The organism is Kitasatospora sp. NPDC048545, assembly GCF_040651155.1.
GTDB lineage: Bacteria > Actinomycetota > Actinomycetes > Streptomycetales > Streptomycetaceae > Kitasatospora.
This window is the reverse complement of record NZ_JBEZIQ010000010.1, coordinates 153,933-167,399: the sequence shown is the minus strand read 5'-3', so window position 1 is coordinate 167,399 and position 13,467 is coordinate 153,933. Positions and strand designations below refer to the sequence as shown.

General features: G+C 72.8%; 9 protein-coding genes. 2 read left to right on the top strand and 7 right to left on the bottom strand.

All coding sequences use genetic code 11. The annotated features are described in order from the left end of the window. Positions 1-15 precede the first annotated feature (15 nt). Positions 16-1,026 (bottom strand): YhjD/YihY/BrkB family envelope integrity protein, encoded by a 1,011-nt coding sequence (locus AB0D10_RS12710; protein WP_360254789.1) that lies wholly within the window; start codon positions 1,024-1,026, stop codon positions 16-18. 71 nt (positions 1,027-1,097) lie between these two features. Further along, a complete protein-coding gene (locus AB0D10_RS12705) occupies positions 1,098-2,096 on the bottom strand; it encodes a glycosyltransferase (protein WP_360254787.1) in 999 nt (332 codons plus the stop codon). Between the two features lie 134 nt (positions 2,097-2,230). Here AB0D10_RS12705 and AB0D10_RS12700 point away from each other — a divergent pair, with 134 nt between their 5' ends. After that, the gene (locus AB0D10_RS12700; RefSeq protein ID WP_360254785.1) at positions 2,231-5,803 is read left to right on the top strand and encodes a CDP-glycerol glycerophosphotransferase family protein; all 3,573 of its coding nucleotides are present in this window, start codon (positions 2,231-2,233) and stop codon (positions 5,801-5,803) included. Between the two features lie 217 nt (positions 5,804-6,020). Beyond that, entirely contained in the window at positions 6,021-8,591 is a 2,571-nt protein-coding gene (locus tag AB0D10_RS12695) for a CDP-glycerol glycerophosphotransferase family protein (protein WP_360254783.1), read from the top strand. 22 nt (positions 8,592-8,613) lie between these two features. Here the strand turns inward: AB0D10_RS12695 and AB0D10_RS12690 are convergent, their stop codons facing one another. From AB0D10_RS12690 to AB0D10_RS12670, 5 genes are all read right to left on the bottom strand, one after another. Next, entirely contained in the window at positions 8,614-9,102 is a 489-nt protein-coding gene (locus AB0D10_RS12690; RefSeq protein ID WP_360254781.1) for a 2'-5' RNA ligase family protein, read from the bottom strand. Between the two features lie 62 nt (positions 9,103-9,164). Beyond that, positions 9,165-10,205 carry a tryptophan--tRNA ligase gene (trpS, locus tag AB0D10_RS12685; RefSeq protein ID WP_360254779.1) on the bottom strand — a complete coding sequence of 347 codons (1,041 nt, stop codon included), beginning with the start codon at positions 10,203-10,205 and terminating at the stop codon, positions 9,165-9,167. A 30-nt stretch (positions 10,206-10,235) separates the two neighbouring features. Further along, positions 10,236-11,561, bottom strand: coding sequence for a hemolysin family protein (locus tag AB0D10_RS12680; RefSeq protein ID WP_360254777.1), 1,326 nt, complete (start codon positions 11,559-11,561; stop codon positions 10,236-10,238). A 256-nt stretch (positions 11,562-11,817) separates the two neighbouring features. Then, positions 11,818-12,810: a malate dehydrogenase gene (locus tag AB0D10_RS12675; protein ID WP_360254775.1), complete on the bottom strand. Its 993-nt coding sequence runs from the start codon at positions 12,808-12,810 to the stop codon at positions 11,818-11,820. Positions 12,811-13,030: 220 nt separating this feature from the next. After that, the gene (locus AB0D10_RS12670; RefSeq protein ID WP_360254773.1) at positions 13,031-13,456 is read right to left on the bottom strand and encodes a DUF3017 domain-containing protein; all 426 of its coding nucleotides are present in this window, start codon (positions 13,454-13,456) and stop codon (positions 13,031-13,033) included. Positions 13,457-13,467: the final 11 nt, after the last annotated feature.

The window sequence follows — 13,467 nt, the reverse complement described above, 5'->3', positions numbered from 1 at the left end:
CGGGTGGGCCCGGCCTCAGTCGCGGGGCCGGGCCTCGCCGTTCTCGGCGGCCTTCGCCGCGCTCCGCTCCGGGCCCGCCGCGGACTCCCGGGGCTCCGTCCCGGCCTCGTCCTCGGCCCGGGCCTCGGCCTGGTCGGCCGCCTCCAGCAGGGCCCGACCGTGCGCCCTGGTCCGTTCCCGGGCGGCCGCCGGGTCGGCCGTGGCGGTCCAGGCCACGCAGTACATCAGCAGCCGGCAGACGACGTTGATCCACAGCAGCAGCGCGACCGGTGTGGCGAACGCCCCGTACAGGCTCCGCCCGGCGACGGAGCCGAGGTAGGAGGCGAGCAGGACCTTCAGCATTTCGAAGCCGACCGCGCCGATCAGCGCGCCGACCAGGACGTCCCGGCGGCGCTGGCCGATGATCCCGGGGAAGGGCGCCAGCAGGTAGGCGAACAGCAGCATGTCGCACCCTATGGCGATCAGCACGCCGACCCCGGTGAGCAGGTAGCCGCTGCCGAGGCCGATCGCGTCGGCGATCCGCCCGGCCAGGGTCGTCCCGGCCGCGGAGGCGGCGAGCGACAGCAGCGACACCAGGCCGAGCCCGCCCAGCACCACGACGTCCCAGACCTTGCGCAGCACCGGGTTGCCCTCCTCGTCGGGCAGCTGCCACACGTCCCGGATCGAGGTGCGCATGGTGTCCACCCAGCCGAGGCCGGAGAGCAGCAGCAGCGCCCCGCTGACCAGTCCGACCGTGCCCGCGCTGGCCACCAGCGACGGCAGGTCCAGCGCGTCCGAGATGCCCGGCAGCTGTTCGGAGATGCGCTCCTGCAGGTCGTGCACCCGGCTGTCGCTGAGTGTCGCGACGGCGATCGCCAGGCCGACCGTGAGCAGCGGGAACAGGGCCAGGAAGCCGAAGAAGGTGACGGCTCCGGCCAGCCGGTTGCCGCGGGCGGCGGAGAAGTACTCGTACACCCGGTACGGGCGGCTGCGCAGCGCCCGGGTGACGAGCGGGCCGATGACCGGAAGGCGGGTCAGGAAGTCCACCCGACCGGTTATACCGGGCCGTCCCCCGAATGGCCGTCAGGCGCGGTACCCGGAGCGGAAGACCGGGGGCCCTACCGCTTGACGATCCGGCGGGCCTTCGCGAGGGCGCGGACGGCTTGGTAGGCGCCGTAGCGGCCGTGGCCGAGCAGTTCGGTGCGCATGCCGTCGACGCCGGCGGGCGGGCGGTAGCCGGCCGGGCGCAGTCGGGCGCAGTGCGCGGCGGCGCGGCGAAAGTACTCGCGCCGGTCGCCGGAGAGGACCCGGCCGGGCTTGGAGACCACGGTGTTGAGGTGGTGCAGCATCCGGCCGTAGACGACCGGGCGCCAGCGGTCGAGGTCGGGGCGGCGGTCGAGGAAGTCGAAGACCAGGTCGTACTGGGCGAAGACGTCGAAGTGCTTGCGGCTGGCGGTGGCCAGGATGTTGCCGCCCTCCTGGCGCTGGCGGTAGTGCACGCCGACCCGGTCGAGCAGGGTGATCCGGCCCGCGGCGAGCAGCGCCGGGTAGGTCCAGGGGGTGTCCTCGTAGTAGCCGGCCGGGAAGACCAGCCGCTGCTCGGTGACGAAGTCGCGGCGGTAGGCCTTGTTCCAGACGACCTGGAGCAGGTCGAGGAGGTCGGGGCGGGCGTCGAGGTCGAAGACGTCCGGGGAGGCGGCGCCGAAGACGTGCGCGGAGGCGGCCCGGGTGATCCGGCCGTCGGCGTAGGTGCGGGCGTAGTCGTAGACCAGGACGTCGGGGTCGCCGGTGGCGGCGAGCCGCTCGTCGATCGCCTTGAGCAGGCCGGGGGTGAGGGTGTCGTCGCTGTCGAGGAAGAGGACGTAGTCCCCGGTGGCGACGTCCAGGCCGGCGTTGCGGGCCCGGCCGAGGCCGACGTTCTCCGGCAGGTGCAGCACCCGGACCCGGGGGTCGGCGGCGGCCGCCTCGTCCAGCAGGGCGCCGCAGCCGTCCGGGGAGCGGTCGTCCACCGCGATCAGTTCGAGGTCCGGGCCGTCCTGGCCGAGGACCGAGTCGAGGCACTCGGTGAGGTAGTCCTGGACCTTGTACACGGGGACGATGAGGCTGAAGCGGGGCACGCGCCCCAGCGTAGTGGCCCCGGGGGCGGCCCCGGTCCCGGAGGTAGGATCGGGTCGCACGTACGCACCGTTCGAAATGCGGTCAGGCCCCCAGCGGGCTGCCTCGCTCCTTCCCAGAAAGGCCTGCGTAGCCGATGGCTCCCCGCCTCTCCATCGTCGTTCCGATCTACAACGTCGAGCGTTATCTCGTCGAGTGCCTCGACTCGATCGCGGCCCAGACCTTCACGGACTTCGAGTGCGTCATGGTCGACGACGGTTCGAAGGACGACAGCGCGGCGCTCGCCGAGGCGTACGCGGCCAAGGACTCGCGCTTCCGGCTGGTCCGCCAGGTGAACAAGGGCCTCGGCGCGGCCCGCAACACCGGGATCCGGCACATCGACCCGGACGCCGAGTTCCTGTGCTTCGTGGACAGCGACGACTCGATGCCGCCGAGCGCGTACGAGCTGATGATCAACACGCTGGACGAGACCGGCTCGGACTTCTGCACCGGCAACGTGCTGCGCTTCCGCGCCGTGGGCTACTACCAGTCGGGCGGCCACGTGAAGCCGTTCAAGGAGACCAGGCTCAAGACCCACATCACCGAGATCCCGGCGCTGGTCACCGACCGCACCGCGTGGAACAAGGTGTACCGCCGGTCCTTCTTCGACGCGGCCGACCTGCTCTACCCCGAGGGCATCCTGTACGAGGACGCGCCGGTCAGCGTGCCGCACCACTACCTGGCCACGAGCGTGGACGTGCTCTCCGAGCCGATCTACCACTGGCGCGAGCGCGAGGTCGGCGAGATGTCGATCACGCAGATGCGCACCAACCCGAAGGGCCTGATCGACCGCGTCGCCTCGGTCGAGCTGGTCCGCGGCTGGCTGAAGAAGCAGACCGAGCCGCGCTTCGCCCAGTACCTGCGCTCCTACGACGAGAACACCCTCGTCGAGGAGATCCCGATGTTCTTCTGGTCCGTCGTGGACGGCGACAAGGAGTACCGGGCCGCCTACGTCCAGCACGTCAGCCGGCTGCTCCGGTCGATCGGCCCCGAGCAGGTCCGCAAGCTGCGCGCGCCGCTGCGGCTGAAGTACCACCTGACCCTGGCGGGCCGGGTGGACGAGCTGGTCGACCAGATCAAGTACGAGGGCGAGAGCGGCGGCGGTGTCCAGGCCCGCGGTCTGCTGCGCCCGTACGCCGACTACCCGTTCCTGCGCGGCGGGCGCAAGAGCGTGCCGGCCGGCGTGCTCAAGCTGGACAACTCGCTGGTCATGCGCAGCCGGCTGTACGAGAGCGCCTGGGTGGGCGGCAAGCTGCAGCTGACCGGGCACGCGTACCCGGAGCAGCTGGGCGCGGCCAACAAGCACGACATGGTCCGCACGCTGGTGCTGCGCGAGACCAAGGGCCGCCGGGTGATCGCGGTTCCGATGAAGACCACGTACAGCCCCGAGGCCACGGCCAGCTGCAACCACGACCTGTACAGCTGCGACTGGTCCGGCTTCACCGTCTCGCTCGACCCGAAGAAGCTCAAGCACCGCGGTCAGTGGAAGGACGGGCACTGGCGCTTCCTGGTGGCCGGCGCGGGCAAGGGCGGGGTGTACAAGGGCCGGATCTCGGCCGGCTGGAGCGACACCGCGCAGTACGTCCCGTCGCACTGGGTCGAGCCGGACGTGCGGATCGTGCCGTGGGTCCGCGACAACTTCGTCTACCTGCGGGTGGAGACGGTCAAGGCCCGGGTGACCGGCCTGGCCGCGCACGCCGGCCGGGTGGAGGTCTCGGGCGCGGCCCGCTCCGGCGCGAGCTTCGCCGGGGCCCGGCTGCAGCTCACCCACGCCGAGTCGGACCGCGAGGTCACCGTCCCGGTGGAGCTGGGTGCGCCGGTCGGCTCGCTGCAGCCCTTCACCGCCTCCTTCGCGGTCGACGAGCTGACCGCCGTCCGCGAGGCCTGGTCCGAGCTGGACCCGGTGGCCGCCGAGCGCGCCCGCGACCGCTGGGACACCGCGCTGCTGCTGGCCGACGGCAGCGTCGTCCCGGTGGCCTGGGACGAGCGCAACGCGCCCGAGCAGCTGCACCTGCCGCTGAACCCGCAGGCCCCGGCCGGCCTGCGCCGGGCGCTCTACTCCAAGCCCTCCCCCGGCGGCTACCTGCAGTTCTCCGACCAGCTGCTGCAGCCGCTGGTGGACGAGGTGTCGGCGCGCGGCGCCGACGGCTTCCTGCTCAGCGGCTCGTTCCCGCTGCCCGGCGCGCACCTCTGGGAGCTGGTGGTCCGTCACCACTGGCGCGAGGAGGAGCACGTCTACCCGGTGGAGATCTCGGACGGCCGGTTCCGCACCGCGCTGCCCGCCGTGCCGACGGCCTCCTTCGCCGGCCGGGTGCCGTTCGCCAAGGGCACCTGGGACGTCTACTTCCGCCAGGTCGGCGCGCCGGTCGAGAAGCTGTCCGACGCCTCCGCGCAGGTCACCCCGGGCTGCTTCGACGCGCTGCCGCTGGAGGTGGAGTCCCGCGGCAAGCGCATCGTGCTGGAGCGCCGCTACCACGACGGCCTGTCGCTGGAGTCGCACGCGGCGCTGCTGCCCGAGGAGCGCTCCGGCTACCGCCAGCGCCAGCTGCGCAGCGTCGACTACCCGGCCGCCCGCCGCCTGCCGGTGCGCGACACGGTGCTGTACAACGCCGGCAACGGCAGCATGTACGCCGACTCGCCGCGGGCCGTCCACGAGGAGCTGGTCCGCCGCGGCCTGTCCCTGGAGCACCTGTGGGGCAGCGACGACATGCAGGTCGAGCTGCCGCAGAGCGCGACGGCGGTCCGGCTCTGGAGCCCGGAGTGGTTCGAGGCGCTGGCCACCGCCAAGTACATCGTGACCAGCACCCACCTGCCCGACTTCTTCGTCCGCCGTCCCGGCCAGGTGGTGGTGCAGACCTGGCGCGGCAGCCCGCTGAAGCAGGTCGGCTTCGACTTCGAGAAGGTCTGGTTCACCGACTCCAACTACCTCAAGGGCCTGGCCCGGGAGGTCCCGAACTGGAGCCTGCTGGTGGCCGGCAACAGCTGGTCGGCCCCGGTGCTGCGGCGCGCCTTCGACTTCAAGGGCGAGATCCTGGAGAGCGGTTCGCCCCGCAACGACCTGCTGTTCGCGGCCGACCGGGAGAAGACCGCCGAGCGGGTCCGGGAGCGGCTCGGCCTGCCCGAGGGCAAGAAGGTCGTGCTCTACGCGCCGACCTGGCGTGAGGACCGGCGCCGGCCGCAGGGCGGCTACCAGATCGACCTGCGGATCGACACCGCGGCGGCCAAGGCCGCGCTCGGCGACGACCAGGTGCTGCTGGTGCGTCGGCACACCATGATGTGCGGCCAGATCCCGGGCGCCGGCAACGGCTACATCTGGGACGTCGGCAGCTACCCCGACATGGCTGAGCTGCTGCTGATCGCCGACGTGCTGGTGACCGACTACTCGTCGAGCGCGTTCGACTTCGCGTCGACGGGCAAGCCGATGCTCTTCTTCACCCACGACCTGGAGCACTACCGCGACAACCTGCGCGGTTTCAGCCTGGACTTCGAGGCGGAGGTGCCCGGCCCGCTGCTGGCCACCTCCGAGGAGCTGGTCAGCGCGCTCGGCCGGGTGGACGAGGTCGCGGCCGAGTACGCGGACAAGGCCGCCGCGTTCCGCGAGAAGTACTGCGACCTGGACGACGGCAAGGCGGCGGCCCGGGTGGTCGACGCGATGCTCCGCACGGAGTAACCGCCGCGAACGGCCCGGGAGGCGCCCGACACCACCGGTGTCGGGCGCCTTCGCCTTTCCGGGCGCCCCGGGACGGAAATTCTCGAACACCAGAACAATTTCCGAACCGGCGTTCCGGAAAATGAATTCCCAGGCGAATTCGAAAAAGCGTGCAGTTGACCCCGGCGGTAATTTCTGGATGGGATGTGAATTTCCATTCCGAAGGGCTCCTGTCGCCATGCCTGTGCTCACACGGTTCGTCCTGCCGCACGCCGCCCCCCGGGTGCCCGCGCGCCTCCCCGCGGCGGACCTGGACGTGGTGTTCGGACTGCTGCGCGCCCGCTGGCACGGCCGCGGCCTGGAGCTCACCGGCTTCGCCCGCCCGCAGGGCCTGGACACCGGCCGCCCCGGCTCCGCCTGGACCTGGCTGACGCTGCGCCACGAGGACGACGCCGAACCCCCGCTGCACCTGCGCTCCAGACCCCGCAGGATGCCCGAGGTCACCGACGACAGCGCCCAGCCCGAGCACAACCACGACTGGTCCGGCTTCACCGTGCTGCTGCGACCGAGCCGGCTGCGCCGCGACGGCCGGTGGCTGCTCGGCGACTGGCGGATCGAGACCACCCTCTTCACCCGCCCCCGCGCCACCCGGCTGCGCCGCCAGTACGGCTCCCTCGCCCCGCACTGGTGCGGCTCCGGCGAGTACCCGCCGACCCGCTGGGTGGACCACGACGTCCGCCTCCAGCCGTACTTCGAGGACGGCCGGCTGCGGCTGCGGCTGGAACGCCCGGCCGTCCGGGTCACCCGGGCCGCCCGCACCCCGGCCGGCCTCGACCTGAGCGGCGTCGCCGACCGCTGCCCCGCCGGCACCGTCCTGCGGCTGTGCCATCGGCAGAGCGACGCCGTGGTCGAGCGGCCCCTCACCCGTGGCGGTGACACCTTCACCACCCACCTGCCGTACCCGCCGTTCACCGCCGACGGCCGCGGCGGCGGCGGACTGGAGCACTGGGACGCCGTACTGCTGCGCCCCGACGGCGGCACCGAGCGGCTCTGCCTCGACGAGCGCGCCGGCCCGGTGGCCGGCCAGCACCCGCTGCCCGGCGCGCCGGGCCGGGTGCTCTACCTCAAGCACCTCGCCGACGGCCGCCTCCAGTTCTGCGTCCAGCCCGCGGCCGGCCTGGTCGACCGGATCGCGGTGCGGCCCGACGGCTTCGAGCTGTCCGGCCACTGCCCGGCCCCGGCCGCGGACCGGCTGGAGCTGGTGCTGCGGCATTCCGGCACCGCGAGCGAGGTCCGCACCCCGGTCGAGACCGGCCCGGACGGCCGCTTCCTGGCCCGGGTGCCCGCCACCCGCACCGGCTCGGACGGCACCGCGCTGCCACTGCGCAAGGGCATCTGGGAGGCCGCGCTGGAACCGGCCGACGGCCCGGGCCCGGTCCGCCCGCTGCTCGCCGCCCCCGCCGCGCTGCCCGTCGTCCCCGCCACCGTCCCCGCCGCGGCCACGGCCGGCGGCAAACGGATCCTGCTGCAGCGCCGCTGGCACGACACCCTGCTGGTCGACTCCACCCCCGTGCTCGACGCCGCCGAGCGCAGCGCCTGGACGCAGGGCCGCCAGCGCGCCGAGCGCTACCCGGCCGCCCGCCGCGAACCGCTGCGCGAGGCGGTGCTCTACGACGTGTTCGGCGGCCGGGGCTACGCCGACTCCCCGCGCGCGGTGCACGCCGAACTCGTCCGCCGGGGCGCGCGGTTGGAGCACCTGTGGGTGGTCGACGACGCCCAGGCCGACGTGCCGTCCGGGGTCGCCCCGGTGCGGATCTGGAGCCCGGAGTGGTACCGGGCGCTCGCCACCTGCCGGTACCTCGTCGGCAACACGCACTTCCCGGACTTCCTGGAACGCCGCCCCGGCCAGGTCGTCGTGCAGACCTGGCACGGCTCGCTGCTGAAGCGGATCGCCCATGACGTCGAGAACCCCTGGCTGGCCGACCACGGCTACCTGGAGGCCCTCGACCGGGAGACCCCGCAGTGGAGCCTGCTGCTCTCCCCCAGCCCCTTCGCCACCCCGATCCTGCGGCGCGCCTTCCGCTACGCCGGCGAGGTGATGGAGTCCGGCTACCCGCGCAACGACGTGCTCGCCCGGCCCGACGCGCGGACCGCCGCGGCCGTGCGCCGCCGGCTCGGCGTCCCCGACGGCAAGCGGATCGTGCTGTACGCGCCGACCTGGCGCGAGGACCAGCGGCGCGACGACGGCGACGGGTTCCGGCTCGACCTGCGGCTGGACCTCGACCACGCCCGGCGGCTGCTCGGCCGGGACCACGTGCTGCTGGTCCGCCCGCACGCGCACGTGCGCGAGCCCCTGCCGGGCACCGGCGACGGCTTCCGGTACGACTGCGGCGACTACCCCGACCCGCAGGAACTGCTGCTGGTCGCGGACGTGCTGGTGACCGACTACTCGTCGATCATGTTCGACTTCGCGATCACCGGCCGCCCGATGTACTTCTTCACCTACGACCTGGAGCACTACCGCGACACCCTGCGCGGCTTCTACTTCGACTTCGAGCCGAACGCCCCGGGCCCGCTGGTGCCGACCTCCACCGGGCTGCTCCGGGCGTTGCGCGAACTCGCCGACAGCGGAGCCGCGTTGCCGCCCGGCTATGCCGAACGCTACCGGCGCTTCCGGGCCGCGCACTGCGCGCTGGACGACGGCGGCGCGGCCCGCCGGGTGGTCGACCGGATGCTCGGACCGGATCGACCGGGTCGACCGGGTCGAGGGGCGGGGGTCCGGCGGGCGGGCCGGACGGCGGGGGCCTGAGGGCCGGGCAGTGGCCCCGGCTTCAGGAGAAGGAGTAGCTCCGCCAGGGCCGCCAGACCTCGTCCGCGTCGAACCGGGAGAGGCCGAAGCCCGGCACCGCGAAGGCGGCCCGGAAGCCGCGCGCCTGCTCGTACGCCTGGTCCAGCACGTCCTCCGGCAGGCCGTGGGCGACCGTCACGTGCGGGTGGTACGGGAAGGCCAGCTCGCGGGCCAGCGGGCCGGACCGGACGTCCGCCTCCAGCAGCCGGCACTCCTGCGCGCCCTCCTCGACCCGGACGTACACCACCGGGGAGACCGGGCGGAAGGTCCCGCTGCCGCGCAGCAGCATCCGGAACGGCCGGTGCGCGGCCGCGACCGCCGCCAGGTGCTCCTCGATCTTCGGCAGCGCCTCGGCCGGCACCTCGGTCGGCGGTAGCAGGGTGACGTGCGTCGGTATCGACCGGGCCAGCGGATCGCCGAGCCCGGCCCGGGTGTCCTGGATCGCCGTGCCGTGCGGATCCGGGACGCTCACGGACACGCCGATGGTGACGACCTCCGGGAGGTCGCCGCCACCGGGCAGGCGTGTGAGGGGAGTCACCGCTTGGCGGCCGGCAGGAAGCCGATCCGGTCGTACACCGTCTCCAGCGTCACCGAGGCCACCTCGCGGGCCTTCTCGGCGCCGATCGCCAGCACCCGGTCCAGCTCGGCCGGGTCGTCCAGGAAGGTACGGGTGCGCTCCTGGAAGGGGGTGACCCACTCGGTGAACAGCTCGGCCAGCTCGGTCTTCAGGGCGCCGTACATCTTGCCCTCGAAGTGCGCGACCAGCTGCTCGACCGACTGGCCGCTGAGCGCGGAGTGGACGCGCAGCAGGTTGGAGACGCCCGGCTTCTCCTCCTCGTCGTAGGACACGACGGTGCCGGTGTCGGTGACGGCGCTCTTGAACTTCTTGGCGCTGACCTTCGGGTCGTCCAGCAGGCTCACCAGGCCCTTGGGCGAGGAGGCCGACTTGCTCATCTTGACGGCCGGGTCCTGGAGGTCCTGAATCTTCGCCGTCTCCTTGAGGATGTACGGCTTCGGCACGGTGAAGGTCGGGCTGTAGCGGGTGTTGAAGCGCTCGGCGATGTCGCGGGTGATCTCGACGTGCTGGCGCTGGTCCTCGCCGACCGGGACGGCGTCCGCCTGGTAGAGCAGGATGTCCGCGATCTGGAGGATCGGGTAGGTGAACAGGCCGACCGTGGTGCTCTCGGAGCCGTACCGGGAGGACTTGTCCTTGAACTGGGTCATCCGGGAGGCCTCGCCGAAGCCGGTGAGGCAGTTCATCACCCAGGCCAGCTGTGCGTGTTCGGGCACGTGCGACTGGACGAAGAGCGTGCAGTGGTCCGGGTCCAGGCCCGCGCCGAGCAGCTGGGCGGTGGAGACCCGGGTGTTCTCGCGCAGCGTCGCCGGGTCCTGCGGCACCGTGATCGCGTGCAGGTCGACGACCATGTAGAAGGCGTCGTTCTCCTTCTGCAGGTCGACCCACTGGCGCACGGCGCCCAGGTAGTTGCCGAGGTGGAACGAGCCGGAGGTGGGCTGGATGCCGGAGAGCACCCGGGGACGGTCCTTGGCCGGACCGGTGACCGCTGCGTTGACCATGCGGGCCATTGTTCCAGTTCCACCGGTCGCTCAGGAAACGTCCGTCCCCGGAGGTTCGGCCAGTGTGACGGCACTCACCCTCACCCGGGCGATCCGCCGGCCCTCCACCTTGGCCACCGTCAGCAGCACCTCGCCGTCGCCCTCCAGCCGGACGCGCGCCTGGTCGCCGTCCCTGGGGAGCCGGCCGAGCGAGGCGACCAGGCAGCCCGCCACCGTCTCGTAGGGGCCCTCCGGCAGGGTGACCCCGGTCTCCTCGGCGAAGTCGCCGAGGTTGAGCAGACCGTCCAGTTCCATGCCGCCGCCGGCCAGCCTGCGGGTGGGCGCGGCCTCCGGCCGGTCGTACTCGTCGCGGATCTCGCCGATCACCTCCTCGACCAGGTCCTCCAGGGTGACGATCCCGGCGGTGCCGCCGTACTCGTCCACCACGATGGCCAGGTGGTGGCCCTCGCGGCGCATCTCGCCCATCGCCTCCAGCACCCGTTTGGTGCCGGGCAGCAGCTTGACCGGGCGGGCGAGGTCGCGGACCTTCACGGCCTGTTCGCCGCGGGCGCCGTACAGGTCGCGGACGTGGACGAAGCCGACCACCGCGTCGGCGCTGCCCTCGACCACCGGGTAGCGCGAGTGCGGCGAGGTGTCGGCCTGGTGCCGTACGGCGGCCAGCGGACGCTCGGCGTCCAGGAAGGTCACCTCGGTGCGCGGGACCATCACCTCGCGCAGCTGGCGCTCCCCCGCGGCGAACACGTCGGCGATCAGGGCCCGTTCGTCGCTGCCGAGTTCGGTGTTGGCGGCGACCAGGCCGCGCAGTTCCTCGGAGCTCATCGAGCCGCGCCCGGCCGCCGGGTCGCCGCCGAGCAGGCGGACCATCAGGTTGGTGGAGTGGCCGAGCAGCCAGATCGCCGGGCGCAGCACGACCGACATCACGTCCACCACCGGGGCGGCGATCACCGCGATGGACTCGGCCCGCTGCAGGCCGATCCGCTTGGGGGTCAGCTCACCCAGCACCAGCGAGGCGTAGCTGATCACCAGGGTGAGGCCGACCAGGGCGACCGCGTCGGCCACGCCCTCGCTCAGGCCCGCCCGGACGAACAGCGGGGCGACCTTGCCGGCCAGGGTGTCCGCGCCGAAGGCGGCGGACAGGAAGCCCATGCAGGTCACCCCGACCTGGACGGCGGCCAGGAACCGGTTGGGGTCGGCGGCCAGGTGCGCGGCCCGGGCCGAGCGCCGCGTGCCGAGCGCCTCCAGCGTCCGGATCTGGCCCTCGCGCAGCGAGATCAGCGAGATCTCGGCGACGTTGAACAGGCCGCCCAGCAGGATGAAGACGAGGACGAGCGCGGCGTCCCCGAGGGTTTCGTTCACAGCGGGCCAGTGTAGGACGGCCGGTGTGGGCGGGGGCCGACTCCGCGCTCGCGTCGTCCCGCGGACGGGAGTACCCGGGCGGCGGTTCGTGTACGGCCGTTCGCGCACGGCGGGCGGTCCGGCGGCGGGATCGGGGCGGCGGCGGGATCGGGGCGGGATCGGGCGGGCGCTCCGGTGCCGGGGCCGGACACGGCGGCGGCCCGCCGCTTCCGAGGGGGAAGTCGGCGGGCCGCCGGTGGAACCGTGCGGGGCGGGCTCAGATGAGGCCCAGCTCCTGGACCGCGTCGCGCTCCTCGGTCAGCTCCTTGACCGAGGCGTCGATGCGGGCGCGCGAGAAGTCGGAGATCTCCAGGCCCTGGACGATCTCGAACTTGCCGTCCTTGGTGGTGACCGGGAAGGAGGAGATCAGGCCGGCCGGGACGCCGTAGGAGCCGTCGGAGACGACACCCATGGAGGTCCAGTCGCCCTCGGCGGTGCCGTTGACCCAGGTGTGGACGTGGTCGATGGCGGCGTTGGCGGCCGAGGCGGCCGAGGAGGCGCCGCGGGCGTCGATGATGGCGGCGCCGCGCTTGGCGACGGTCGGGATGAAGGTCTTCTCCAGCCACTCCAGGTCGCTGCCGACGGCCTCGAAGGCCGGCTTGCCGGCGATCTCGGCCTGGAAGACGTCCGGGTACTGGGTCGCGGAGTGGTTGCCCCAGATGGTGACGCGCTTGATGTCCGAGACCACGGCGCCGGTCTTGGCGGACAGCTGACCGACAGCGCGGTTGTGGTCCAGGCGGGTCATCGCGGTGAAGCGCTCGGCCGGGACGTCCGGGGCGTTGCGCTGGGCGATCAGGGCGTTGGTGTTGGCCGGGTTGCCGACGACCAGGACCTTGATGTCGTCCGCGGCGTGGGCGTTGATGGCCTTGCCCTGCGGGCCGAAGATGCCGCCGTTGGCCTGCAGCAGGTCGCCGCGCTCCATGCCGGCGGTGCGCGGGCGGGCGCCGACCAGCAGGGCGACGTTGGCGCCGTCGAAGGCCTCGTTCGGCTGGTCGGTGATGGTGATGTCACGCAGCAGCGGGAAGGCGCAGTCGACGAGCTCCATGGCGGTGCCCTCGGCGGCCTTGAGGCCCTGCGGGATCTCCAGGAGGCGCAGGTTCACCGGCACGTCGGCACCGAGCAGGTGGCCCGAGGCGATGCGGAAGAGCAGCGCGTAGCCGATCTGGCCGGCCGCTCCGGTGATGGTGACGTTGACGGGGGTGCGAGTCATTTCTACCTTCTCCAGCAAATCGCCAGGTGCCCCAGGCACACCGGCGCACTGGAGCCGAGGATGTTCTCTCGACATCGAGAGACCGGCGTCAGGTTATCGCAAAGGGAAGCGTACGCCGCGTGTGCGGGCGTGGCTGATGCGTCACAGGAACACCGCGGCCCCCGCCCGGCACCCGGGATCCGGGGGCGGGGCGGGGGCCGTTCGACGGCGCGCGGGCCGGTCAGTGCTTGGGCCGGCCCATCAGCTGCCCGATGTTGTCGAGCAGCGGGATCTGCAGCCACGGGTTCGGCTGCGCGACCAGGGTCAGCAACACGATCGAGGCACCCAGGAAAGTCAGCACGATCACGTCGGTGAAGCGGCTGCGCACCGCCAGCATCCCGACCTCGGGCAGCACCAGGCGCAGCGCCGCGCCGAGCAGCACGCCGCAGCCGAGGATCAGCAGCCCGTACTTGAATCCGTCCTTGAAGTCGGCGAACCAGGTGACCGCGAGGCCGGCCCCGACCACCAGGAGGACCAGCGTTATCGGCCACTGCCGGACCGGCAGGGCGTGCTCGCGCCCGAGGGCCGCGGCCGAGCCCTCGGGCGGCAGGGTGCCGGTGGTCTTGACCGGCCTGCTCCGGGTCCGCGCCGGTCGCGGTTCAGTCATGCTCGCCGTCC